This window comes from Stenotrophomonas sp. TWI587 (assembly GCF_039674145.1).
Taxonomy (GTDB): Bacteria; Pseudomonadota; Gammaproteobacteria; order Xanthomonadales; family Xanthomonadaceae; genus Stenotrophomonas; species Stenotrophomonas maltophilia_AY.
The window spans coordinates 153282-177320 of the sequence record NZ_JBDJMW010000008.1; the positions used below are offsets into that span (position 1 = coordinate 153282).

The window sequence follows — 24039 nt, forward strand, 5'->3', positions numbered from 1 at the left end:
CGCTACCGCAATAAGAAAGGCCCCTTTCGGGGCCTTTTTTATTACTTGCGGTTCATCGTGGCGTTGCGTTCACCGGTACTGGCAGACTTCTCGCCGGCAAACGGGTTCAGCTTGCGCACCATCCACGGGTACTTCGGCCACTTGCCCTGCAGCCACGGGTGGTCGGGCTGGTTCAGCTCGAGCACGCGGCGGGCATCGTCGGCCAGGGTCTTGTTGCCCAGGTGGGTGTAGGCCTCGCCCAGGGCGGCCACGGCGTCGTACTGGAACGCGCTCTGCGGGTAGTTCTCCAGCAGGAAGTTGGCGCGGCCAGCGGCCGAGACGTACGCCTCGCGGCGCAGGTAGTACAGGGCGTTGTCCAGCTCGTACTGGGCGAACACGTCGCGCAGGGCGATCATCCGCTGGCGCGCATCGGCGGCGTAGCGGCTGTTCGGGTAGCGCTCGGTGACGATGGTGAAGTCGGCATAGGCCTGGCGCGGGCTGGACAGGTCACGGCGGCTCGGGTCCAGCGACCAGACGCGGCGCAGGAAGACCGTGTCGCGATTGCCATTGGCCAGGCCGCGCAGGTAGTACATGTAGGCGATGTTGCGGTGGGTCGGGTAGGTACGGATGAAGCGGTCCACGCTGGACACCGCGTCATCGTGCTTGCCGGCCTTGTACTGCGCGTATGCGCTTTCGATCATGGCCTGTTCGGTATACGGGCCATACGGGTATTGGGCTACCAGACGGCGGAAGCTGGCTTCGGCACCGCTCCAGTTCCCCCCTTCCATGAGCTTGTGGCTCTTCTCATAGAGGCTTTCGACCGGCAGACCTTCATCCGGATTCTTGCCCTTGGTACCGCGGTGGCAACCGGTGGCAACGAAGAGCAGCACCAGCATCAGGGCGGCGAGGCGGACGGGCGCGGACAGCATAACGGAGCGTCGGATCATGGGGTCAGGGCGGGACGCGGCTGGAATACGAAGGGTCGATGATAGCCTAGTGGCCTGTCCCGCGACTGAAACTGGTCGCCCGGACCCCAAAATTGTCCCTATTGCGGTGTGCCCCCATGTCCGATACCCCTGCTGATTCCGATTCCCCCCGCCAGGCCATCGTGCCCGATACCGCCGCCGGCCGGCGTTTCGACGCGGTCCTGGCCGAGCTGTTCCCCGAGTTCTCCCGGTCCAAGCTGACCGAGTGGATCAAGTCCGGCGACGTCCTGCTGGACGGCGACACCGTGCGCGGCCGCGACCCGGTGCGCGGCGGCGAGGTGGCCAGCCTGCATGTCGTGCTCGACACCCAGACGCACGCCGAGCCGGAGGACATCCCGCTGGAGGTCCTGTACGAGGACGAGCATGTGTTCGTGATCAACAAGCCGGTCGGCCTGGTGGTCCACCCCGGCGCGGGCAACCCGACCGGCACCCTGGTGAACGCGCTGCTGTTCCGCGATCCCTCGCTGTCGGTGCTGCCGCGTGCGGGCATCGTGCATCGCCTGGACAAGGACACCAGCGGCGTGATGGTCATCGCCCGCACGATCCAGGCGCAGACCGCGCTGGTCGAGCAGCTCTCCGCGCGTGAAGTGCATCGCCAGTACCTGGCCGTGGTGGTCGGTGCGCTGGTCTCCGGCGGCACCGCCACCGCCGGTATCGACCGCCACCCGCGCGACCGCATCCGCATGGCCGTGCGCGAAGACGGCAAGGAAGCGATCACCCATTACCGCCTGCGCGAGCGTTTCCGTGCGCACACCGCGCTGGAATGCCGCCTGGAAACCGGCCGTACCCACCAGATCCGCGTGCACATGGCGCATCTGCGTCATCCGATCATCGGCGATCAGCTGTATGGCGGTGCGCTGAAGCTGCCCAAGGGCGCCAGCGAGGAGCTGGTGGCCGAACTGCGCGGCTTCAAGCGCCAGGCGCTGCATGCTGAAACGCTGGAGTTCGTGCACCCGATCACCGGTGAGAAGATCACCAACAGCGCACCGCCGCCGGCCGACATGCAGGCCCTGCTGCACGCCCTGCGCGAAGACAGCAAGCGCTTCGCCGAGCAGGAACGCAACCGCCGCTGATGGACGCCACCGTGCCCGTGCTGCCAGCCGACTGGCAGGCCCCGAGCGGGGTCCATGCACTGACCACCCTGCGCTTCGGCGCGGGCGGTTCGGTGGCCCCGTTCGACCAGTTCAACATGGGCAACCGGTACGCCGCCGACGGCGATGACCCGGCGCAGGTGCAGCGCAACCGCGACCTGCTCGTGCCCGGGCTGGGCCTGCCCTCGGCGCCGCACTGGCTGCGTCAGGTGCATGGCACCGGGGTGCGTCGCTTCACCGCGCCGCCGACGGTCGTTGGTGTCGAGGCCGAACCCACCGCCGATGCGGCGGTGACCTCGGTCCCGGGCGTGGTGCTGGCCATCCTCACCGCTGACTGCCTGCCGGTGGTCTTCGCCGCCCGCGATGGCAGCGAGGTCGGGGCGGCCCATGCCGGGTGGCGTGGGCTGGCCGACGGCATGCTGGAGGCCACCGTGGCCGCCATGCAGACCCCGGCCGCCCAGCTGCAGGCATGGCTGGGCCCGGCGGCCGGGCCGGCGCTGTATGAGATCGGCGAAGACGTGTTCGAGGCCTTCGTGGAGCGCGACGAGGGCGCCGCGGTGGCCTTCGTGGCGACCCGGCGGGGCCACTGGAAGGTGGACCTGTACGCGCTGGCCCGCCGGCGCCTGCAGTCCGCAGGCCTGGACGCGGCAGACATCAGTGGCGGGCAGTACTGCACCTTGGCCGACCCGCAGCGGTTCTACTCGCACCGGCGCGACCGCCGCACCGGGCGCATGGCGACCCTGGCGTGGATCGCGCCCTGACCGTTTGAACGGTAGCAGCGCGCCGGCCAGCGGCCGGGACTACCGCATGCGCTCCCCGTAGCCTGGCTGCATCACGCCCGCCATCACCGGTAGTGCCGGCCGTTGGCCGGCATCACCCTTCCAATGCCTGCAGGTACGTCCGACGCCAATGATTGATGTCGTACGTGCGCAGGTGCTCCATCATCGCCTGCCAGCGCTCCACGCGCTTCTTCAGCGGCATGGTCGCCGCCGTGGCGATGGCATCGGCCACGCCATCCAGATCATGCGGATTGACCAGCAGCGCCTGCTTCAATTCATCGGCGGCACCGGCCAGCAGTGACAGCACCAGCACGCCCGGGTTTTCCGGGTCCTGCGAGGCCACGTATTCCTTGGCGACCAGGTTCATGCCATCGCGCAGTGGCGTTACCAGTCCCACCGCCGCCGCCCGGTAGAAACCGGTCAGGGTGGCGTGGGTGAAGTTCTGATTGACGTAACGCAGCGGGGTCCAATCCGGCGCGGCATGACCGCCGTTGATGTGGCCGGCGATCTGTTCCAGCTGGCTGCGCAGCTGACGGTACTCGGTGACATCCCCGCGCGAGACCGGGGCGATCTGCAGGTAGGTCAGTGAGCCGTGCTGGTCCGGATGGCGCTCCAGATACCGCTCGAACCCCTGGAAGCGTTCGGGTAGGCCCTTCGAGTAATCCAGACGGTCCACGCCGATCGCCAGTTGACGATTGCGCAGGCTGCCACGCAGGTCCTTGACCGCCGGTTTGTTCGCACCGGCCTTGGCCTGGCGAGCGATGAACTCGGTATCGATGCCGATCGGGAAAGCGGCCGCGCGGAAACGCCGACCGCCGGGCGCTTCCAGCTCGCCATCGGGCAATACACGGCCGCCACCGAACAGGCGCACGTAGGATTGGAAGCGGTCCGCATCGCGCTGGGTCTGGAAGCCGACCAGGTCGTACGCGTACAGGCTGGAGAACAGACGCAGGTGGTCCGGCAGCGCCTGCAGCAGATCGGCCGAGGGCATCGGCACGTGCAGGAAGAAGCCGATCCGGCAGCCGATGCCACGCTCGCGCAGCAGCGAGGCCAGCGGGATCAGGTGATAGTCGTGGATCCAGACGATGTCGTCCTCGCGCAGCAGCGGCGCGAGTTTCTCGGCGAACAGCGCGTTGACCCGGCGATACGTTTCGCGCGTGGCGCGATCGTAGTCGACCAGGTCCAGCCGGAAGTGCAGCAGCGGCCACAGCGTGCGGTTGGCGAACCCGTTGTAGTAGCCATCGACGTCGCGTTTGTTGAGGTCCATGGTGACGTAGCGGATGTCACCGTCCACCTGCTCGTGCAGCGTGCCGCTGTTGTCGCGGGTGGACTTGCCGCTCCAGCCGAACCACAGCCCGCCACGCTCCTTGAGCGCGGCCAGCAGGCCGACCGCCAGGCCGCCGGCGCGGGATTCACCGGGAACGGCGACCCGGTTGGAGACGACGACCAGGCGGCTCATGAGGCCTCCTGCCAGCTGCGCGACAGGCGCATGGCGGCGGTGATCAGGCCCACGTGCGAATAGGTCTGCGGGAAGTTGCCCCATGCTTCGCCGTTGTCGAACGCCAGATCTTCGGAGAGCAGGCCCAGATGGTTGCGGCGCTCCAGCAGGGTTTCGAACATCTCGCGCGCTTCGTCCAGGCGACCGATCGCGGCGAGGGCGTCGATGTACCAGAACGTGCAGATGGTGAAGCTGGTTTCCGGCTCGCCGAAGTCATCCGGCGCCACGTAGCGGTACAGCGCGTTGCCGTGCTTGAGATCGCGGCCGATGGCCTCGACCGTGGCGACGAAGCGCGCGTCGGTGGCCTCGATGAAGCCGATATCGGCCAGCAGCAGCAACGAGGCATCCAGACGGTGGCCGCCGAAGGTATCGGTGAAGTGACCAAGTTCTTCGCTCCATGCCTCGCGCATGATGCGCGCATGGATGGTGTCTGCCCGCTCACGCCAGTAGTGGGCGCGGTCATCGAGCTTCAGGCGCACCGCGATCTTGCACAGGCGGTCGCACGCGGCCCAGCACATCGCGCTGGTGTAGGTGTGCACCTCCGTGCGGCCGCGGAATTCCCACAGCCCGGCATCGGGTACGTCGTGCAGGGTGAAGGCCTGCTCGCCGAGCGGTTCCAGCCGGGCGAAGGTATGCGCATCGCCCGGATCCTGCAGGCGGCGATCAAAGAACAGCTGGGTGGAGGCGAGCACCACGCTGCCGTACACATCGTGCTGGCGCTGCACCCAGGCGAGGTTGCCGCGCCGCACCGGGCCCATGCCGCGGTAGCCGGACAGCGAGGCGACTTCGGTTTCCTCCAGCTTGGCTTCGAAGCTGATGCCATACAGCGGCTGCAGGCTGCCATCGGCCGTGGCCAGGTTGAAGATGTAGCCCAGGAACTGCTCCATCGTGCGGGTCGCGCCGAGGCGGTTGAGCGTGCGCACCACGAAGGCGGCGTCGCGCAGCCAGCAGTAGCGGTAATCCCAGTTGCGGATGCTGCCGGGCGCTTCGGGAATGGAGGTGGTCATCGCGGCGATGATCGCGCCGCTGTCTTCGTACTGGCACAGCTTGAGCGTGATCGCGCTGCGGATCACTGCGTCCTGCCACTCCAGCGGGATGGACAGATAACGCACCCATTCGCGCCAGTAGTCGCGCGTGCGCTGGAAGGATTCCTGCACGTAGCCACTGAGCGAGCGGTTGAGCGATTCGTCCACGCCGAGCACCAGATGCACGGGATGGTTGAGCACGAACGGCAGGCCGTCGCGCACGAAGCGCAGCGGCACATCGGTGGTCAGGCGCAGCACATGGTCGGGCAGTACCCAGCGGATGTGATTGCTGCCCCAGGTGGCATCCGGGACGCGGGCGCCCCAGTCGGCCAGCGGGCGCGCGCGCACGATGATGCGCGGGTTGCCGGACAGTGGCCGCACTTGGCGGATCAGGCTGACCGGCCGGTAGAAACGGTCGTTCTGGCGCCATCGCGGCGCGAAGTCGATGATTTCCAGCGCGCCACCGTGCTTGTCGCGCAGCACCGTGCGCAGGATGGCGGTGTTGGTGAGGTAGCTCTGCTCGCTGTCGACCATGTCCTCCAGCTCGATGCCGAAGTCGCCGCCTTCCTGTTGATTGGGGCCGAGCAGGGCGCAGAAGGTCGGATCGCCGTCGAAGGTCGGCAGGCAGCTCCAGACAACACGCGCGTGCTTGTCGATCAGCGCGCCGAAGCTGCCATTGCCGACCACGCCCAGATTCAGATCGGGTTCGCTCATGATGCAGAAAGTCTCGTGTCATGCCGCGGCGGACACCGGTGGGGGAGACCTGCGCGCGGCGTCAGGGGGCCTTGGGGATCAAGGCATCAGTAGGCATTCTCGCGAAGCCAGGCGTGCACGCTGCGTATGGTCGGCAGGGCGAACACCGCATCGCTGGGCTCGCGTTCACCGACCAGCACGCTCCAGCCATGCAGGTCGTTGGCGGCGCCGAAACCGAATTCATCGGTGAGGTCATCGCCGACGAACACCGGCATGCGATCGCGGAACGGGGGCTGCAGCATCAACTGCCGCATCGCGCGCCCCTTGTCGCTGCCTTCCGGCAGGAATTCGATGACATGGTCGCCGGGCTGCAGCCGGTAGCCGGGATGGCCGCGGATATGCCGCTCGGCGAAGGCGCGTACGTCATTGGCGGCATGTGGGGCACCGCGCCAGTGCAGGGCCAGGCTGCGGCCCTTGTCCTCCACCAGGACGCCGGGCGTGCCGTGCGCAAACCGCATCGCCTGCTGGTGCAAGGCATGCAGCCATTCGCTGGTATCGGCGGACGGATCGCTACTCTGCGCGCGCTGTTCATGGTTGCGCAGCTCATGGCCGTGCAACCCGGCGGCGGGCAGGTTCAAGGGAGCGAACAGCGCGTCCAGCTGGGCGAGCGGTCGCCCGCTGATCAAGGCGACCGCGCCATCCAGCCGGTCGCTGATGCGGCCGATGGCTTCACGCACATCCGGCAGCAGGACGACCGACTCGGGGTCGTCCGCGAATTCGATAAGGGTGCCATCCACGTCCAGGAACAGCGCACAGGCATCGTCCAGCAGTGGCGGCGGCGGACGTTGGGGGAAGTCGTTGGCCATAGCGGCCAACATGCCAGCGTGGATGTGATTACCAGGTTAATGATGACCACATCCACGCTGTAATGCCCGCCGCTGGCCGGCAACCCTTCATGGCGTTGCGCCGCTGCACGGAGGCGCCGGCCAGCGGCCGGCGCTACCCGTCAGAACGTATACCGCACGCGTCCGTAGTAATACGCACCATTGCTGCCGATCGGTGACAGCACGTCGTACGGCAGGTTGCCGAAGTAGTAGATGTCGTCGTTGGACAGATCCGAGTAGTTGTCGGTCAGGTTCTGTCCACCCACGGCCACGCTCCACTGCGGGGTGATCTTGTATTCCACTTCGGCATCCAGCTGCCACTCGGCGCCGTAGGTCTGGCGGGGGATATAGCCATCGCCGAAGTTGAACACGCGGGTCACGCTGCCATACCGGCTCAGACGGCTGCTCAGCGACCAATGATCGTCGGCCCAGCTGGCAGCCAGCGCAGCGCGGGTGCGCGGCGTGGCATCGGTCAACGTATTGGTTTCTTCCACGCCGAACAGCACGTAGTCCGGATCCAGCGCGAGCAGGCCCGGCGGCGTGGCGAGCACGTTCTTCAGCGTGGTCTTGGTATAGGCATAGGTGCCGGTCAGCACCAGTTCGCCGCCACCCAGCGACTGCCGCCAGTTGCTCACCAGTTCGGCACCGCGGGTGCGGGTATCGGCGGCATTGACGAAGAAGCTGGCGCTCTGCAGGCCGGCCACGCCGAACTGCTGCTGCACGTAGTCGGTCAACGCATCACCGGTGATGCTCTCCGACAGCGCGATGCGGTCATCAATGTCGATCTGGAAGAAGTCCAGCGAGACATCGAAGTGGTCGCCGATGCGGCTGGTGAAGCCCAGGCTGGTGTTGAGCGACTTCTCCGGCTTCAGATCGGTGGCACCCAGGCCACGCGCGATCGGATTGTTGACCGACAGCACGCGGCCCTGCACCAGCTGGCCGGCGGCGTTGTAGCCGGTGGAGGTGGATTCGTAGCCGATCTGCGCCAGCCACGGGGCACGGAAGTTGTTGGAGATCGCCCCGCGCAGCGCGAAGGCCGGGGTGAATTCATAGCGCAGACCGAGCTTGCCGGTGAGCTCACCGCCGAAGTCATCGCTGTGCTCGTAACGCGCGGCCAGATCGCTGGAGAAATGCTCGCCGAACTGGCTGGAGAGGCTGGCGTAAGCACTGGCGACATCGCGCGACAGCGAGGTGGCATCCTGCGGGGTCAGGCCGCCACCGGCCTGCGAGCCGGTCGGGCGATCCGTGAACGGGCCGGCAGCATAGCTGCTCGGGTCACCGGGGCGGGTCTGGTAATGGTCGCGGCGCGCTTCCAGGCCCAGGCCCAGGCTGTGGGTGATGCTGTCGCCCTGCGAGAACACGCGGCCGAGGTCGAAGTTCGCCACCGTCAGCTCGTTGCGGTAATCACCGGTCTTGAAGCGGGTCGGGCTGGTCGGGCCCAGCGAGGCGTTGAGCGAGTTGCGCAGGCGGTAGGTGAACGTGTTGACGCCGTAATCCAGGCTCGCGTCGTAGTTCCACTCGCCCCACTGGCCCTTCGCGCCGGCCACGGCCTGCACGTCGCGGTTCTCGCCTTCGGAGATCGGGCGGTAGCCGTTGGGGTAGATCTGCGCCCAGTTGGCGTCGCTGTCCGGGTAGCGGAAGTAGTTCGCGCCTTCGCTGTCGCGCTGGTTGAAGGTGGCGAAGCTGTAGAAGGTGGAGGTCTCACCGAACGGCAGCTGCGCGTTGTACCAGGCGTTCAGATCCTTGGTCTTGCCATCGCCGAGCGCGTAGTTGCGCTTGCCCTGCAGGGCCAGGTTGGTCGGGGTCTGGTCCCACGGCGGAATCTGGTCGAAGCCGGCGCGGTTGGTGCCCTCGTGATTCTTCAGCTCCAGGCCGACCCGCAGGAAGCCGCCGTTGTCACCCAGCGCGGTGCCGACCTTGGCGCTGGCGTAGCTGGTCTGGCCATCGGTGAGGGTGCGGTCGATCGGCTTGAGATCGGTGTGGTTGGCGCCGAAGCTGGCTTCGAACGCGCCACCTTCCGGGGCGTCATCCAGGATCACGTTGATCACGCCGGCCACCGCATCGGAGCCGTACAGCGCGCCGGCGCCATCGCGCAGCACCTCGATGCGCTTGATCGCGCTGACCGGGATCGCGTTGAAGTCGACCGGGGTGGTGCCCTTGCCGATCTTGCTGTCGGTGTTGACCAGCGCACTGCTGTGGCGGCGCTTGCCGTTGACCAGCACCAGTACCTGATCGGGCGAGAGCCCGCGCAGCTGGGCGGCACGGATGTGGTCGGCGCCGCCGGAGTTGGACTGGCGCGGGAAGTTGAACGAGGGCAGCAGCGCCTGCAGCGCGCTGCCCAGCTCACCATTGACCACGCCGGCCTTGCGGATGTCTTCGGCGGTGAGCACGTCCACCGGCGAGGTGGATTCCAGCACGGTCCGGTCGACGGCGCGGGTGCCGGTCACGATCACGGTGTCCAACGTCTGGGCGGTGTTCGGCGCGTCCTGCGCAACTACGTCCTGGGCCAACAGGGGGGAGGAGAGGACGAGCGCGATGGCAAGGCCAAGACGCGACGCGGACGGACGGGACATACGGACTCCAGCAGACGACGAGGGGGGAGGGAGGGGGAGGAGGAGGGGGAGGAGGAGGGGGCTTGCCGACCGATGGCTGGCACTACCAATCCATCCGGATGAAGCGATATATTATCTTCGCGTGATCGCCCTGTGTGACGCAAGTCCCATCGAAGTGGTTATCAGCAGATAGCCATTGGCGATCTGCACCGGACCCGGATGTCCGGCACGCTCCTTCCCCTGCCTGTCCCTGTGTTCCGGAGAGTTGTCCATGTCGTTCCGCGCCCTTCTGTTTGCCCTGGTCCTGGCCACCAGCGGCTGTGCCACCGCCGCCCCCGCGGCCAAACCTATCCCGCCCGCCACCGCTACGGCCACCCTGCAGGGCGATGCGGCGCGCCCGGACGCGGCTGCGGGCTGGGTCCGCAGCGAGCTCTATTTCGGCGTGGGGGAAGAAACCGGCGTGGCCGACCGGCCGCAGACCGAGGGCATCACCGACGCGCAGTGGCGCGCCTTCCTCGACAAGCAAGTGACCCCACGCTTCCCGGACGGCCTGACCGTGTTCGACGCCTACGGCCAGTGGCTGTTCCGCGGCGCGCCCGAGCCGAATCGCCTGCGCACCAAGGTGCTGGTGGTCCTGCACGAGAACACCCCGCAGCGCCGCGCCGACATCGAAGCGATCCGACGGGCGTGGAAGCAGGCCACCGGGCACCAGTCGGTGCTGTGGGCGCAGCAGGCGGTTGAAGTATCGTTCTGATCCAGGGCGCCGCGGTGGCGCTGCACGGAGCGATGATGAAACACAGGGATGCGATGCTGGCTGCGCTGTTGATGGGCCTGGCGGTGACGTGCGCGCACGCGCAGGATGCCGACCCGGCCCGGCTTCAGCTCGAGGTGGCTGCCGGCGTGCAGGTGCAGGCGACGCTGCAGGACGACGGCGGCATTGCCGTCGTACTGGCACCGTCGGGCAAGCGTCAGGTGCTGCCGGGGGTGACCGACGCGGACGGCAACGCACGCCTGTCCGCCGAGGACGTTGATTTCGATGGCTACCCGGAGCTGGTCGCGCGCGCCGCGGTCGGCATGGTCAACGAAGCGGTCGCGGTCTACCGCTACGTGCCAGCGCGACAGGAACTGGTGGCGCTGGCGCCCATCCCGAACGACCGCGCGCAATGCGGTGACCTGATGGGTCTGACCGTGGAGGAAGACAACCGCACCCTGAGCAGCAGCTGCCGCAGCGGGCCGATGTGGTACGTGGATCAGTACCGCTACGACGGCGGTCGCCTGTACCTGTACCGCGCCGAGCGCATGCTGATGCTCGACGATGTGCTCGAGCCTTACGTGTTCGTGAAGCAGACCGCCGACAGCGGTCCGCTGGCGGTCTGGAGTACCTTCGATCCCGACGGCAACGTGCTGGAGACGGCCATCGGCGATGGCCTGGAGACACCGCGCGCCGGTTCGCCGCTGCTGCGCATTTCCGGCCATGTGATGGTGGCGCGGCTGCCCCTCTACAGCCAGCCCGGTGATGCCACGACCAAGCGGTATCTGGTGCGCGATGACCGCGTGGAACTGCTGGATGAGCGCGATGGCTGGGTGCAGGTGCGTTATGACAATCCCACACGCGGCGCAGTGCTGGGCTGGGTGAACACGCAGCCGTGATCGCGCGCTGCCACGGGTAAACCCACATGAGTGTCACTTGCCCGGGACTACGCTGACGCTTCCCCCTCGTCGTGGAAGCATGTCATGAGCAAGCGCGTTGCCGAGATCGTGGTTGAAACCCTGCAGGCCGCCGGTGTCCGTCACTGTTACGGCATCGTCGGCGATACCCTCAACTACGTCACCGATGCCATCCACCACAGCGAGATCGAGTGGGTGCACATGCGGCATGAGGAAGTGGCCGCGTTTGCCGCCGGTGCCGAGTCGTTGATCAGCGGGCAGCTCACCGCCTGCGCCGGTTCATGCGGCCCCGGTGGCCTGCACTTCATCAACGGCGTGTTCGAAACCAACCGCAACCGCGCGCCGATGGTGTTGATCGCCAGCCAGGTGGTCACTGCCGAGCTGGGCATGGAATTCCCGCAGGAAGTCGATTTCAAGGCGGTCTACGGCAGCTGCAGCGTGTTCTGCGAACAGGTGCAGAGCGCCGAGCAGGCGCGCCGCGTGGTGACCCTTGCCTGCCAGGCCGCCATCAGCCGTCGCGGCGTGGCGGTAGTGATCCTGCCGGCCGATATCAGCGAAGCCGAGGTCAAACACGATGTGCCGTTCTCGGTGCACTACACCCAGCCGGTACTGCGCCCCTCGGACGACGAACTGCAGCGCATCGCCGCGCTGATCGGCGAGGGCAAGCGGATCGGCATCTATGCCGGCGCCGGCTGCGAGCATGCGCACGATGCACTGGTGGCGCTCGGTGCCAGGCTCAAGGCGCCGATCGCGCATACCTCTCGCGCGAAGGATTTCGTGGAGTACGACAACCCGTACAACATGGGCATGACCGGCATCTTCGGCATCGAATCCGGGTATCACACGCTGATGGCCTGCGACACGCTGCTGCTGCTCGGCGCGGACTTCGCATGGGGCCAGTACTACCCGGACAAGGCCACGCTGATCCAGGTGGATCGCGATGGCAGCCATCTTGGCCGCCGGCATCCGGTGAACCTTGGCGTGGTCGGCGATATCGGCCCGACCCTGGAAGCGCTGCTGCCGTTGCTGCCCGAGCGCGAGGACCGAAGCTTCCTGGACGAATGCCTGGAGCACCGCGAGAAGGCGCTAGCCACGCGTGCCAAGGAAGAGCAGCCGGGCGAGGGTGAGCTGATCCACCCGCAGCACCTGACCGCGCTGATCGACCGCCACGCCGCCGACGATGCGCTGTTCACCGCTGACGGCGGCTCGCCGATGGTCTGGATCCTGCGCCATATCCGCGTCAACGGCCGCCGCCGCACGCTGACCAGCCTGCTGCACGGCACGATGGCCAACGCGATGCCGCAGGCGCTGGGTCTGCAGAAGGCCTACCCGGGCCGACAGGTGATCTCGCTGTCTGGTGATGGTGGCCTGGCGATGCTGCTCGGCGATCTGCTCACCGCCGTGCAGGAGAACCTGCCGATCAAGGTGGTGGTCTACAACAACAGCTCGCTGAACTTCGTGGAGCTGGAGCAGAAGGTCGAGGGCCTGCTGGACAATTACACCGACCTGAAGAACCCCGATTTCGGTCGGCTGGCCGAGGTGATCGGATTCTACGGGCGCACGGTCACCCGCTCGGAAGACCTGGAGCAGGCCGTGCAGGACATCCTGGCCCATCCCGGCCCGGCCCTGCTGGACGTGCACACCAGCCCGACCGAGCTGGTGATGCCGCCGCAGGTGGAGGCCAAGCAGGTGGCCGGCACCGCCCTTTACGCGGCCAAGGCGCTGCTCAGCGGGCGGGTCGGGGATGTGCGCGATCTGCTGGCGAACAACTTCCTCAACAAGCCCTGATCCCCACGCGGTCCGGTGGTGCCGGCCGCTGACCGGCACCACCGCGCGGTGGCGCGATCCATCGGCGGGCGTCTCCCGGTGTTCCATTCATGCGCCTGTTACTGGGGGCGGCGAGGCCCTACCATCGGCTACCCCCTCCCCACGGCCGCCCTGCGCATGTCCGCCACTGCTCCCGTCCCCTCCGGACGTCCCCGCTGGTTCGTTGCCGGCGATCTCAACGGTTTCTTCGGCCTGGTGGTCGACAACCTGTCGATCCTCGGTTTCATCGCGATGGCGCTGGTCGGCATCTTCCAGTTCCCCGCCGATGTAGTGTTCGGCCGCATGTTCCCGGGCACGGCCTTCGGCGTGCTGGTCGGCAACGTGCTCTATACCTGGATGGCCCGGCGCCTGGCTGTGCGTACCGGGCGTGACGATGTCACCGCGATGCCGCTCGGCCTGGATGCACCGACCAGCATCGGCATGGCGCTGCTGGTGCTCGGCCCGGCCTTCCTCGCCTTCAAGGGGCAGGGACTGGCACCGCACGATGCCGCCATTGCGACCTGGCAGCTGGGCATGGCCTCGCTGGTGATCATGGGCGTGCTGAAAGTGATCCTCTCGTTCTTCGGCGAGGCGGTCACCCGCGCGCTGCCGCGTGCCTCACTGCTCGGCTCCATCGCCGGTATCGCGATTGTCCTGATGGGCTTCCTGCCGCTGCTGGAAACGCTGCGCTCGCCGATCGTCGGCTTCGTCACGCTGGGCCTGCTGCTGTACGTACTGATCGCCAAGCGCAAGCTGCCGATCCGCGCACCGGGCGTGCTGGTCGCGTTCGTGTTCGGCACCATCCTGTATTACGGCCTCGGCCTGGCCGGGCTGGGCGCGCCGGGCTTCAAAGTGCCCGAATGGGTGCCGCCGCAGGTGGTGCTGCCGTGGCCCACGCTGGGCTTCATCGACGGCCTGCCGACTGCGATCACTTACCTGCCACTGCTGCTGCCGTTCGGCCTGCTGATGGTGGTGGGCGGCATCAACGTCTCCGAGAGTGCGCGCGCAGCCGGTGACGATTACCGCACCCGCGACATCCTGCTGGTGGAAGCCGTCGCCACGCTGGTGGCCGGTCTCTGCGGGGGTGTGGCGCAGACCACGCCGTACATCGGCCAGCCGGCGTACAAGCACATGGGTGCGCGCAGCGGTTACACGCTGCTGACCGGCCTGTTCGTGGGCATCGGCGGGATGCTGGGCGTGATCTCCGGCCTGGTGCAGTGGCTGCCGCTGGCGGTATTGGCGCCGATCATCGTGTACGTGGCGATCGACATCACCACCCAGGCCTTCCAGGCCACGCCGCGCGAACATGCCGGTGCGATGGTGCTGGGCTTCCTGCCCTCGGTGGCGTACCTGCTGGCGATCAAGGCGCCGGGCTGGATCGCGCCGGAGCAGCTGGTCGCGTTGACGACCACGCTGGATGGCCATGGGTTGCCGGAGCTGGCGGTGATCTTCACCCTGGGCAACGGCTTCATCATCACCTCGATGCTGTGGATCGCGGCGGTGGTGGCGATGATCGATGGCAAGCTGCTGCGCGCTTCCGGGTTCCTGCTGGTGGCGGCCGCGCTGACGCTGTTCGGCCTGATCCACTCGGTGGATCCGCGCGGTGGCATCTACCTGCCGTGGCACCTGGAAGGCCTGGCGAAGATCATCAGCTGGCAATTCGCCGGTGCCTACGTGGCGCTGGCCGGGCTGCTGGCGCTGTTGTCACTGCAGAAGCAGCCTTCAGAGCGCGTGTAGCGCTCTGGTAGTGCCGGCCGCTGGCCGGCTGCTTTTTCCTGCGCTCACCACCAACGGTCGTGAGCTACCGCCGCATGCGTCGTTACCGCCGCATGCGTCGCTAACCCCGGCGAGACATCATTGCTCGCCATCCAGCTCCGGGTAGTGCCGGAAAATGCCATTCGTGTTGAACGCCAGGCGCCGCTCGGAGGCGAGGTAAGCCGCGATGTTGGGGCGGGTTTCCACCCGGTCTTTCAGCGCGCGCAGTTGCGGCAGCGTGGGCCATAGCGCCTGCATGCGGCGCGGGAACATGTAGTCCAGCCCGCTGAGCAGCTGGAACAGCGACAGATCCACATACGAATGCTCGCGCAGCGGATGCCGCCCGCCGTTGTGCTTGAGCACACTCTCGAAATACCCCAGGAACTTGGGCATGCGTTCGGCCCGCATCGACTCGGCGCGCGCCTTGGCTTCGTGCTTCTGATCCTCGTAGTACTTCGACGCAGCGATGGGGTGATGGGTGTCGTGCACCTCAGCGACCAGATCGGCGATGGTCATCTGCAACTGCAGCGCCTGTTGCCGCCGTGAGCTGGCATCGGGCACCAGACCGAGCGTCGGTCCCAGATGATCCAGGATCGCGCCGACCTGGGCGATGACCTGCTTGCCCGTGCGCAGGAACGGCGGAGCGAACGGCTGCAGACCCTCCACCTTACCGTCCAGATATGGCTGCATCACGGCATCGCCGTGCACCCGCGCCATATCGGTGTAGCCAGCGCCGGCATCCTCAAGCGCGAGGCGGACAAACTCGCCGCGACCCTGGATGCCGGTCCAGTAATACAGTTCGTAATGCATGCAGCCACTCCGTGCGTCACCTGTGGCCAGCATCGCCCACGCCCGGGGAAGCAGGCGTGAGCGCAGCGTGGTTCCCGTGCTAGGGTCGAGCGGGGCGGTTGATGGGAGTACGCGATGCGGAGGTGGGTACTGGCAATGTGTGTGGCGGTGTTGCCGGCCACGGCAGCGGCCGATCCGGTGGCGCTGCACGATGGGTTCGGCTACAGCGATGCGGTGCTGCGTGCGGAGCTGACCACGTTGCGCGACATGAGCGGCGCACCCGGTCCGCGTCGTCACCTGGGCGCGGCGGGGTATCACCGCGTCCGTGGCGAGCTGGCCGCCTCCAACCGTGCAGCACGCCAGTGCCTGGAGGAAACCCGGGATGCACCCCCCGCGCTGCAGGGGCTGGCCTTTCTCTGCGAATCCACCCTCGCGGGCAATGCGTTGATCGAGGGCGACATCGCGGGATGGGCGAGCCTGATGCTGCGCGTGCGCGAGGACTACCAGCGCACCATCGTGCCGATGCTCAGGGCCGGCGATGAAGTCCCCGATGTCACCCGGCCGGCGTTCGCGTCCTTCACCACCTGGCCGCGCAGCGCGGTGCCTTCGGCAGCGCGCGCACAGGACGTGGCGGTGCCGATCCAGTTCAGCAATGAGCTGCCCTCGGTGACGCTTACCCTGCACGGCACGCGCGATGGCGCGCCGGTCGCCCGGGAGGCGTCCTTCATCGTCGATACCGGCGCCCCGCGCTCGCACATCAGCCGCGCGCTGGCCGAGTCGCTCGGCCTGTCGGTGACGGAGAACTTCGTGGTGTCGCGCATCGTCGCCGGCGACATCCAGCAGGCGGGCCTGGCGGCACCGATCGACATCGAGCTGGGCGGCCAGCGCGTGCGCGATGTGTCGTTCAACAGCGAACCCGCGCGCGAGCTGAACCTGATCGGGCTGGATGTATTGCGCGCGCTGGGTCGGATCACGCTCTCGCGTGAAACGCTGACCCTGCTGGGGGCACAGTCGCCGGCCGCGTGCACGCGGCGGACGGTCTTCACCTCCTCGTTGTGGGGTCCCTTCCAGCAGGTCCGCTTTCCGATCCGGGGCCGCGAGAACAACCTGATGCTGGTCGATACGGGCTTCCATGGGGCCTTCCAGATGCGCGGTGCGCCGCGCTCGTCGGTGCCGGCCGCTGCGATCCAGCGCAGGAACGTGATCACCACGCGCGGTGCGGAGGACATCGAGTACGCGCCCGCCAGCACGCCACTGCAGGTCACCGATACGTTGAGCGACATTGCGGTGGATATCGCGTTCCAGCCGCCGGATCTGTTCCCGTCGTCGTGGCGGATCGGCTACGGCGTCACCGGGGGCTACACCGTGGCATTGGACCTGCCCGCCGGTCTCGGCTGCCTGGTCCCGCAGCCGCCCGAACCATCGCTGCTGGCCCGGCCACCGACGGCCTGACGAACCCTGAATCGGCATCTCATCCACCCTTGAAACACGCCCCCGTAACCGCATTTCAGGGACAGTGCTGGCACGGCCAGCCCCGTTTACATCGAGGACAAGAACATGCGGATGGACAAGCTCACCTCGCGTTTCCAGCAGGCGCTGGCCGACGCGCAGTCGTTGGCCGTGGGCCGCGACCACAACATCATCGAACCGGTGCACGTGTTCAGCGCGCTGCTGGACCAGCAGGGCGGCAGCACGCGCCCGCTGCTGGCCCAGGCCGGCGTCAACGTGCCGGTATTGCGCGAACGCTTGAATGAAACCCTGGAGGCCCTGCCCAAGGTCTCCGGGCAGGAAGGCAACCTGTCGATCGGCAACGATCTGAACCGGCTGCTCAACAACACCGACAAGCTGGCCCAGCAGCATGGCGATGCCTTCATCGCCAGTGAGTGGTTCGTGCTGGCTGCGGTGGACGATGGCGGCACCCTGGGCATGGCGCTGCGCGCGGCCGGTGCCGACAGGAAGAAGATCGAGACCGCCATCGACAAGGTGCGCGGCGGCGAGACCGTGCAGTCGGAAAATGCCGAAGACCAGCGCCAGGCGCTGGAGAAGTACACCATCGACCTGACCGCGCGTGCCGAGAGCGGCAAGCTGGATCCGGTGATCGGCCGCGATGAGGAAATCCGTCGCACCATCCAGGTCCTGCAGCGCCGCACCAAGAACAATCCGGTGCTGATCGGCGAGCCCGGCGTGGGCAAGACCGCCATCGTGGAAGGCCTGGCCCAGCGCATCATCAACGACGAAGTACCCGAAGGCCTGCGCGGCAAGCGCGTGCTTTCGCTGGACATGGGCGCGCTGATCGCCGGCGCCAAGTTCCGCGGCGAGTTCGAAGAGCGCCTGAAGGGCGTGCTCAACGACCTGGCCAAGAGCGAGGGGCAGGTGATCCTGTTCATCGACGAGCTGCACACCATGGTTGGTGCGGGCAAGGCCGATGGCGCGATGGACGCCGGCAACATGCTCAAGCCGGCGCTCGCGCGCGGCGAGCTGCACTGTGTCGGCGCGACCACGCTGGACGAGTACCGCAAGTACATCGAGAAGGATGCCGCGCTGGAGCGCCGTTTCCAGAAGGTGCTGGTGGGCGAGCCGAGCGTGGAAGACACCATCGCGATCCTGCGCGGGCTGAAGGAAAAATACGCCGTGCACCATGGCGTGGAAATCACCGACCCGGCGATCGTCGCGGCGGCCACGCTGTCGCACCGTTACATCGCCGACCGCCAGCTGCCCGACAAGGCCATCGACCTGATGGACGAGGCTGCCTCGCGCATCCGCATGGAGATCGACTCCAAGCCGGAAGAACTGGATCGCCTTGAGCGCCGTGTGATCCAGCTCAAGATCCAGCGCGAGATGCTCAAGAAGGAAAAGGACGACGCCTCGCGCCAGCGTCTGGCCGATCTTGAAAATGACATCGATGCACTGGAGCGCGAGTTCTCCGATCTCAACGAGATCTGGAAGTCGGAGAAGGCAACCCTGCAGGGCGCGACCCGGATCAAGGAACAGATCGAGCAGGCCAAGCTGGAACTGGAATCGGCCCAGCGCCGCCAGGATTTCGGCCGCATGAGCGAAATCCAGTACGGGCAGCTTCCGCAGCTGGAAAAGCAGCTGGCTGCCGCGCAGGAAGTGGAAACCACCGAGTTCAAGCTGGTGCAGGACCGCGTGACCGCCGAGGAGATCGCGGAGGTTGTCTCGCGTTGGACCGGCATTCCGGTCAACCGCATGCTGGAAGGTGAGCGCGACAAGCTGCTGCGCATGGAAGAGGTGCTGCACAACCGTGTGGTCGGCCAGGAAGAGGCGATCAAGGTGGTTTCCGATGCGGTGCGTCGCTCGCGTGCAGGCCTGTCCGATCCGGATCGCCCGAGCGGGTCGTTCCTGTTCCTGGGCCCGACCGGCGTAGGCAAGACCGAGCTGTGCAAATCGCTGGCCGAGTTCCTGTTCGACAGCAGCGACGCGATGATCCGCATCGACATGAGCGAGTTCATGGAGAAGCACAGCGTCGCGCGCCTGATCGGTGCGCCCCCGGGCTATGTGGGCTACGAAGAAGGTGGCTACCTGACCGAGGCGGTGCGTCGCCGCCCGTATTCGCTGATCCTGCTGGACGAGGTGGAGAAGGCGCATCCGGATGTGTTCAACATTCTGCTGCAGGTGCTCGACGACGGCCGCCTGACCGATGGCCAGGGCCGCACGGTGGACTTCCGCAATACCGTCATCGTGATGACCTCCAATCTGGGCTCGCACCAGATCCAGGACATGAGCAGCGATGACAGCCCGGAGGCCTACACGCAGATGAAGGCGGCGGTGATGGGCGTGGTGCAGGCGCACTTCCGCCCGGAGTTCATCAACCGCCTGGACGACATCGTGGTGTTCCATCCGCTGGACAAGGTGCAGATCAAGCAGATCGCGCGCATCCAGATGCAGGGGCTGGAAAAGCGCCTGGCCGAACGTGGCCTGCGCATCGAGGTCAGCGATGCGGCGTTCGAGCTGCTTGGCAATGTGGGCTTCGATCCGATCTACGGCGCACGCCCGCTCAAGCGTGCGATCCAGTCGCAGCTGGAGAATCCGCTGGCGCAGAAGATCCTGTCCGGCGAGTTCCTCAACGGCGATGTGATCCGGGTCGATGCGGCCGAGGGCAAGCTGGTGTTCGTGAAGGGCTGAGCTCCGCGCGTAACGGTGGTCTGATAACCGTTGCGCCTCAGACCATGCATGTTTGGCATGAACCCCCGCTTCGGCGGGGGTTTTTTGTTCGGTATCGTCGGCATTCACCTGGAGACGATGCGATGTCAGAACACGGCAGTCCCGAATCACAGTGGCGCGCGGAGACCATCGCCGTGCATGGCGGCTATCGACCCGACCCCACCACCCGCGCGGTGGCGGTGCCGATCTACCAGACCGTGGCCTACGCCTTCGATGACACCCAGCACGGTGCGGACCTGTTCGACCTGAAGGTGCCGGGCAACATCTACACCCGCATCATGAACCCGACCACCGATGTGCTGGAGCAGCGCATCGCCGCGCTCGAGGGCGGCATCGGCGCACTGGCACTGGCCTCCGGGCAGGCCGCAATCACCTACGCGATCCAGACCATCGCCGAGGCCGGCGACAACATCGTCTCGGCCAGCGCCCTGTATGGCGGCACCTACAACCTGTTCGCGCATACGCTGCCGCAGTTCGGGATCGAGACGCGCTTTGCCGACTATCGCGACCCGCAGGCGTTCGGCGCGCTGATCGATGAGCGTACCAAGGCGGTGTTCGTCGAATCCATCGGCAACCCGCGCGGCAACATCACCGACATCGAGGCGGTGGCGAAGATCGCACATGCGCATGGCGTGCCGCTGATCGTGGACAATACGGTGGCGACGCCGTACCTGCAGCGCTCGTTCGACTTCGGTGCGGACATCGTGGTGCACTCGTTGACCAAGTACCTCGGCGGTCATGGCACCAGTCTGGGCGGGGCGATCGTGGACTCCGGGCGCTTCCCCTGGGCGGAGCACAAGCAGCGCTTCCGCCGTTTGAACGAACCGGACGTGAGCTACCACGGCGTGGTCTACACCGACGCACTCGGGCCCGCCGCCTACATCGGCCGCGCGCGGGTGGTGCCGCTGCGCAATACCGGCGCGGCGATCTCACCGTTCAATTCCTTCCTGATCCTGCAGGGCATCGAGACGCTGGCGCTGCGGCTGGATCGTATCAACGCCAACACGCTGGCGGTGGCGAAACACCTCCAGGGCCATCCCAAGGTCGCCTGGGTCAACTATGCCGCGCTGCCCGATCACCCCGAGCATGCGCTCGTGCAGAAGTACCTGCGCGGCCACGGCTCCGGCGTGCTGACCTTCGGCCTGCCCGGTGGCCGCGCCGCGGGTGCGCGTTTTCTGGACGCGCTGCAGTTGTTCACCCGGCTGGTGAACCTGGGCGATGCCAAATCACTGGCCACGCATCCGGCCTCGACCACGCACCGGCAGCTGGATGCGGCCGAGCTGGAGAAGGCCGGCGTCAGCGAAGATACGGTGCGGTTGTCGGTGGGTATTGAACACATCGATGACCTGCTGGCGGACCTGGAGCAGGCGTTGGCCAAGGCGTAGAGGCAGGGCCCACGGCGGCCGGTGCGGGCCGGCCGCCGTGGGGTTTTTTGGCGTGTCTGCGCCGGCAGGGTTAGCATCGGCTGACGTTCCTGCAACTGCGCAAGATCGGCCACGCGGCGGCCTTGGGGAGGACGCACGCTGAGCGTCACCAAGAGAGGGAACCCGCCATGCACCGCAATGCCCAGGTACGCCAGCGCCACGGTATCGACCGCGTCATCGCCCATCTGCAGACTTGCCTGCGTGCTGGCGATCCCTTGCCCGATCTGGAGGCATTGGCCGCGATCGCGCACCAGTCGCCATTCCATTTCCATCGCCTGTACCGTGCGCTGACCGGCGAGACCCCCGGGCGTACCGTGGCGCGCCTGCGCTTGCTGCAGGCGCTGACCCTGCTGGGCCAGACCGACAGCCGCGTCACCGAGGTCGCGCTCAACGTCGGCTTCGAAAGTCCGCAGGCACTGGCCCGGGCCTGTCGCCAGGCACTGGATGCCACCCCCACCCGCCTGCGCGAGGATGCCGCGCTGCGCAGCCGCTGGCAGCAGCGGCTGTCACTGCCGGCGGGCGATCACGCGGACGGGACGGTGCCGTTGCAGGTCACGGTGACGACGCTGGCGCCTTTCGATGTGGTGGCGCTACGCAGGGAAGGGGCTTTCGATGATCTGGATCAGGCCTTCGGCGAGATCTTCACCTGGGCGGCGGAGCAGGGCTGGGCCGAGCAGCTGCAGCAGCTGATCGGCATCGCACGGACGGACCACCGCGACGCGCCGGCGCAACGCTGCGTGTTCGATTGCGCGATGGGATTCGGGCGCACGCCGGTGGCGCTGCCAGCCCCGTTGCGTGCGCTGACGCTGGGAGGCGGCACACATGCGGTGCTGCGCCATGTCGGCAGCTACGCGGGCCTGGAAGCGGCCACGGACGCGCTGCTGCGCGACTGGTTGCCCGACAGTGGCTATACGCTGCGCGATGCGGAGCTGTACTACCACTACCTGGATGACCCGGAAGAGGTACCCGAGAGCATTCTGCGCGCTGATGTCTGCGTGCCGGTGGTGTAGCGGCCCTTACACCACCGGGATGCTGTGCTGCTGCCCCATCGTGCGGTACGGCGGGGTGGACATCACCATCTCGGCCAGCGAGTAGGCCAGCTCGCGCTCGGCCATCACCGTGCCATCGGCACCGTGGGCGAGCAGGTGCTTCACCTCGGCGTCGCTGTGCGCGCGCGCCAGCAGGGTCAGGCCGGGATTGAGCGCGCGCAGCTTGGCCAGTGTCTCACCGGCTTCCAGCGGCTGCGGGATGGCCAGCACGGCGATCTTGGCGCGCTCGGGATGCGCCTCGGCCAGCACGCGGTCGGAAGCCGCACTGCCACGGATGCCGGGCAGGCCCGCCGCGTGCGCTTCGGCGACGTGTTCCTTGTTGTCGTCGATGATCATCACCGGCACGCCGCGATCGCGCAGCACCTGCGCCAGCGCGCTGCCGACGCGGCCGTAGCCGATCACGATGGCGTGGTCGTGCAGATCCAGCGACGGGCCCGGCGGCAATTCCGTCTCCACGGTGGTGGGGGCGGTTTCCTGGTTCTTGAGCAGCCAGCGGTCGAGCAGGCCGAATACCAGCGGGTTGAGCATGATCGAGATCAGCGCACCGGCCAGTACCAGCGCCTGGCCCGTCGGCGGCAGGATCTTCAGGGTCACGCCGAGGCCGGCGATGATGAAGGCGAATTCGCCGATCTGCGCCAGGCTGGCCGAAATGGTCAGCGCGGTCCCGGTCGGGTGGCCGAAGGCACGCACGATCACGAACGCGGCGGCGGACTTGCCGAACATGATGATCGCCGCGGTGGCCAGCACCTGCCACGGGTGCTCGATCAGGATGGCCGGGTTGAACAGCATGCCGACCGAGACGAAGAACAGCACCGCAAACGCATCGCGCAGCGGCAGCGAATCGTTGGCGGCCTTGTGGCTCAGCTCCGATTCGTTGAGCAGCATGCCGGCGAAGAACGCGCCCAGCGCGAAGGACACGCCGAACAGCATCGCCGAGCCGAACGCCACGCCGAGCGCGATGGCCAGCACGGCCAGGGTGAACAGCTCGCGCGAACCGGTGCCGGCGATGCGCTCCAGGATCCACGGAATCACCCGGCGGCCGACCACCAGCATCACCGCCACGAACAGGCCCAGCTGCACGAAGGTCCAGCCAATGCTGGCCAGCACGCTGCCCACGGTATGGGTTTCATTGGCCGCATCCGGGCCGAACACGCCGGCCAGCACCGGCATCATCACCAGGGCCAGGACGCAGGCCAGGTCTTCCACGATGAGCCAGCCGATGGCGATCTTGCCGCGGGTGGTTTCCAGCAGGCGCCGTTCTTCCATCGCGCGCAGCAGCACCACGGTACTGGCGGTGGCCAGCGAGAAACCGAACACCACGCCGTAGATAACCGGCCAGCCCATCAGCGCGGCCAGCCCCCAGCCGAGCAGGGTGGCGACCAGGATCTGGCCGATCGCGCCCGGGATGGCGATCGCTTTGACCTCCATCAGGTCTTTGAGCGAGAAATGCAGACCGACCCCGAACATCAGCAGCATCACGCCGATTTCGGCCAGCTGGTTGGCCAGCGCCTGGTCGGCAACGAAGCCCGGCGTGAACGGCCCTACGCAGATGCCTGCAATCAGATAACCGACGAGCGGAGACAAACGCAGCTTGTTGGCCAGCGCGCCGAGTATGAAGGCGAGCCCCAGGCCAACGGCAACGATGTTGATCAGGTCGGTGTCATGGTGCATCGGGGCTCGCAGAAATAGGGGATGCCCCGATTTTCACCGATGCGGCCGATCCGGGCAAACATCGATGACCGTATTGCTGCTATGTCCCCGTGGTCAGGTCATGTGCTGTCCGGGACAGCGGGTGTGTTGAACGGTGAATGCGCGGAATCCCGGTTTCTCGCGGCCAGAACGCACATGCCCCGGCGAACCGGGGCACTGCGTTTTTCAG

Annotated in this window: 17 protein-coding genes; 10 read left to right on the top strand and 7 right to left on the bottom strand. The window is 67.0% G+C overall.

All coding sequences use genetic code 11. The annotated features are described in order from the left end of the window. Positions 1 to 41: 41 nt before the first annotated feature. The gene (locus ABE464_RS14465; protein WP_259259374.1) at positions 42 to 926 is read right to left on the bottom strand and encodes an outer membrane protein assembly factor BamD; all 885 of its coding nucleotides are present in this window, start codon (positions 924 to 926) and stop codon (positions 42 to 44) included. Positions 927 to 1042: 116 nt separating this feature from the next. On the opposite strand from ABE464_RS14465, the gene rluD reads away from it, so the two are divergent. Next, on the top strand, positions 1043 to 2038 hold the full coding sequence (gene rluD / locus ABE464_RS14470; protein WP_123730367.1) for a 23S rRNA pseudouridine(1911/1915/1917) synthase RluD: 996 nt from the start codon (positions 1043 to 1045) through the stop codon (positions 2036 to 2038). Next, positions 2038 to 2817 carry a peptidoglycan editing factor PgeF gene (pgeF, locus tag ABE464_RS14475; protein WP_346472531.1) on the top strand — a complete coding sequence of 260 codons (780 nt, stop codon included), beginning with the start codon at positions 2038 to 2040 and terminating at the stop codon, positions 2815 to 2817. Before rluD ends, pgeF begins: the two co-directional genes overlap by 1 nt. A 112-nt stretch (positions 2818 to 2929) precedes the next feature. Here pgeF and otsA read toward each other — a convergent pair whose 3' ends face one another. The 4 genes from otsA to ABE464_RS14495 all read right to left on the bottom strand — a co-directional run bounded on the left by otsA (position 2930) and on the right by ABE464_RS14495 (position 9508). Beyond that, on the bottom strand, positions 2930 to 4294 hold the full coding sequence (gene otsA / locus ABE464_RS14480) for an alpha,alpha-trehalose-phosphate synthase (UDP-forming) (protein WP_313213011.1): 1365 nt from the start codon (positions 4292 to 4294) through the stop codon (positions 2930 to 2932). After that, positions 4291 to 6072: a glycoside hydrolase family 15 protein gene (locus tag ABE464_RS14485; RefSeq protein WP_346472532.1), complete on the bottom strand. Its 1782-nt coding sequence runs from the start codon at positions 6070 to 6072 to the stop codon at positions 4291 to 4293. Before ABE464_RS14485 ends, otsA begins: the two co-directional genes overlap by 4 nt. Positions 6073 to 6158: 86 nt before the next feature. Then, a complete protein-coding gene (gene otsB / locus ABE464_RS14490) occupies positions 6159 to 6917 on the bottom strand; it encodes a trehalose-phosphatase (protein WP_346472560.1) in 759 nt (252 codons plus the stop codon). A 140-nt stretch (positions 6918 to 7057) separates the two neighbouring features. Next, entirely contained in the window at positions 7058 to 9508 is a 2451-nt protein-coding gene (locus ABE464_RS14495; protein ID WP_346472533.1) for a TonB-dependent receptor, read from the bottom strand. A 250-nt stretch (positions 9509 to 9758) separates the two neighbouring features. Between ABE464_RS14495 and ABE464_RS14500 the strand changes: the two genes are divergently transcribed. The 4 genes from ABE464_RS14500 (at position 9759) to ABE464_RS14515 (ending at position 14698) form a co-directional block, all read left to right on the top strand. Continuing rightward, the gene (locus ABE464_RS14500; protein ID WP_346472534.1) at positions 9759 to 10241 is read left to right on the top strand and encodes a DUF3574 domain-containing protein; all 483 of its coding nucleotides are present in this window, start codon (positions 9759 to 9761) and stop codon (positions 10239 to 10241) included. A gap of 35 nt (positions 10242 to 10276) precedes the next feature. Continuing rightward, positions 10277 to 11137, top strand: coding sequence for an SH3 domain-containing protein (locus ABE464_RS14505; protein ID WP_346472535.1), 861 nt, complete (start codon positions 10277 to 10279; stop codon positions 11135 to 11137). Positions 11138 to 11221: 84 nt separating this feature from the next. After that, complete coding sequence (locus ABE464_RS14510; protein WP_259259384.1) at positions 11222 to 12943, top strand: thiamine pyrophosphate-dependent enzyme; 1722 nt, start codon at positions 11222 to 11224, stop codon at positions 12941 to 12943. 156 nt (positions 12944 to 13099) lie between these two features. Next, complete coding sequence (locus ABE464_RS14515; RefSeq protein WP_346472536.1) at positions 13100 to 14698, top strand: hypothetical protein; 1599 nt, start codon at positions 13100 to 13102, stop codon at positions 14696 to 14698. A gap of 117 nt (positions 14699 to 14815) precedes the next feature. On the opposite strand, the gene ABE464_RS14520 is transcribed toward ABE464_RS14515, so the two are convergent. Beyond that, a complete protein-coding gene (locus ABE464_RS14520; RefSeq protein ID WP_346472537.1) occupies positions 14816 to 15526 on the bottom strand; it encodes a glutathione S-transferase in 711 nt (236 codons plus the stop codon). 114 nt (positions 15527 to 15640) lie between these two features. Here ABE464_RS14520 and ABE464_RS14525 point away from each other — a divergent pair, with 114 nt between their 5' ends. The 4 genes from ABE464_RS14525 to ABE464_RS14540 all read left to right on the top strand — a co-directional run bounded on the left by ABE464_RS14525 (position 15641) and on the right by ABE464_RS14540 (position 22121). Beyond that, complete coding sequence (locus ABE464_RS14525) at positions 15641 to 16957, top strand: retropepsin-like aspartic protease (protein WP_346472538.1); 1317 nt, start codon at positions 15641 to 15643, stop codon at positions 16955 to 16957. A 105-nt stretch (positions 16958 to 17062) separates the two neighbouring features. Continuing rightward, complete coding sequence (gene clpB, locus ABE464_RS14530; protein WP_346472539.1) at positions 17063 to 19648, top strand: ATP-dependent chaperone ClpB; 2586 nt, start codon at positions 17063 to 17065, stop codon at positions 19646 to 19648. A gap of 122 nt (positions 19649 to 19770) precedes the next feature. Next, on the top strand, positions 19771 to 21072 hold the full coding sequence (locus ABE464_RS14535; RefSeq protein ID WP_346472540.1) for an aminotransferase class I/II-fold pyridoxal phosphate-dependent enzyme: 1302 nt from the start codon (positions 19771 to 19773) through the stop codon (positions 21070 to 21072). 167 nt (positions 21073 to 21239) lie between these two features. Further along, on the top strand, positions 21240 to 22121 hold the full coding sequence (locus tag ABE464_RS14540) for an AraC family transcriptional regulator (RefSeq protein ID WP_346472541.1): 882 nt from the start codon (positions 21240 to 21242) through the stop codon (positions 22119 to 22121). A gap of 6 nt (positions 22122 to 22127) precedes the next feature. Here ABE464_RS14540 and ybaL read toward each other — a convergent pair whose 3' ends face one another. After that, a complete protein-coding gene (gene ybaL / locus ABE464_RS14545) occupies positions 22128 to 23831 on the bottom strand; it encodes a YbaL family putative K(+) efflux transporter (protein ID WP_123730382.1) in 1704 nt (567 codons plus the stop codon). Between the last annotated feature and the right edge of the window lie 208 nt (positions 23832 to 24039).

Bases quoted from the DNA above. Each gene is read 5' to 3' on its own strand.
- ABE464_RS14465 (WP_259259374.1), bottom strand. From the start codon at position 926: ATGATCCGACGCTCCGTTATGCTGTCCGCGCCCGTCCGCCTCGCCGCC.
- rluD (WP_123730367.1), top strand. From the start codon at position 1,043: ATGTCCGATACCCCTGCTGATTCCGATTCCCCCCGCCAGGCCATCGTG.
- pgeF (WP_346472531.1), top strand. From the start codon at position 2,038: ATGGACGCCACCGTGCCCGTGCTGCCAGCCGACTGGCAGGCCCCGAGC.
- otsA (WP_313213011.1), bottom strand. From the start codon at position 4,294: ATGAGCCGCCTGGTCGTCGTCTCCAACCGGGTCGCCGTTCCCGGTGAA.
- ABE464_RS14485 (WP_346472532.1), bottom strand. From the start codon at position 6,072: ATGAGCGAACCCGATCTGAATCTGGGCGTGGTCGGCAATGGCAGCTTC.
- otsB (WP_346472560.1), bottom strand. From the start codon at position 6,917: ATGGCCAACGACTTCCCCCAACGTCCGCCGCCGCCACTGCTGGACGAT.
- ABE464_RS14495 (WP_346472533.1), bottom strand. From the start codon at position 9,508: ATGTCCCGTCCGTCCGCGTCGCGTCTTGGCCTTGCCATCGCGCTCGTC.
- ABE464_RS14500 (WP_346472534.1), top strand. From the start codon at position 9,759: ATGTCGTTCCGCGCCCTTCTGTTTGCCCTGGTCCTGGCCACCAGCGGC.
- ABE464_RS14505 (WP_346472535.1), top strand. From the start codon at position 10,277: ATGAAACACAGGGATGCGATGCTGGCTGCGCTGTTGATGGGCCTGGCG.
- ABE464_RS14510 (WP_259259384.1), top strand. From the start codon at position 11,222: ATGAGCAAGCGCGTTGCCGAGATCGTGGTTGAAACCCTGCAGGCCGCC.
- ABE464_RS14515 (WP_346472536.1), top strand. From the start codon at position 13,100: ATGTCCGCCACTGCTCCCGTCCCCTCCGGACGTCCCCGCTGGTTCGTT.
- ABE464_RS14520 (WP_346472537.1), bottom strand. From the start codon at position 15,526: ATGCATTACGAACTGTATTACTGGACCGGCATCCAGGGTCGCGGCGAG.
- ABE464_RS14525 (WP_346472538.1), top strand. From the start codon at position 15,641: ATGCGGAGGTGGGTACTGGCAATGTGTGTGGCGGTGTTGCCGGCCACG.
- clpB (WP_346472539.1), top strand. From the start codon at position 17,063: ATGCGGATGGACAAGCTCACCTCGCGTTTCCAGCAGGCGCTGGCCGAC.
- ABE464_RS14535 (WP_346472540.1), top strand. From the start codon at position 19,771: ATGTCAGAACACGGCAGTCCCGAATCACAGTGGCGCGCGGAGACCATC.
- ABE464_RS14540 (WP_346472541.1), top strand. From the start codon at position 21,240: ATGCACCGCAATGCCCAGGTACGCCAGCGCCACGGTATCGACCGCGTC.
- ybaL (WP_123730382.1), bottom strand. From the start codon at position 23,831: ATGCACCATGACACCGACCTGATCAACATCGTTGCCGTTGGCCTGGGG.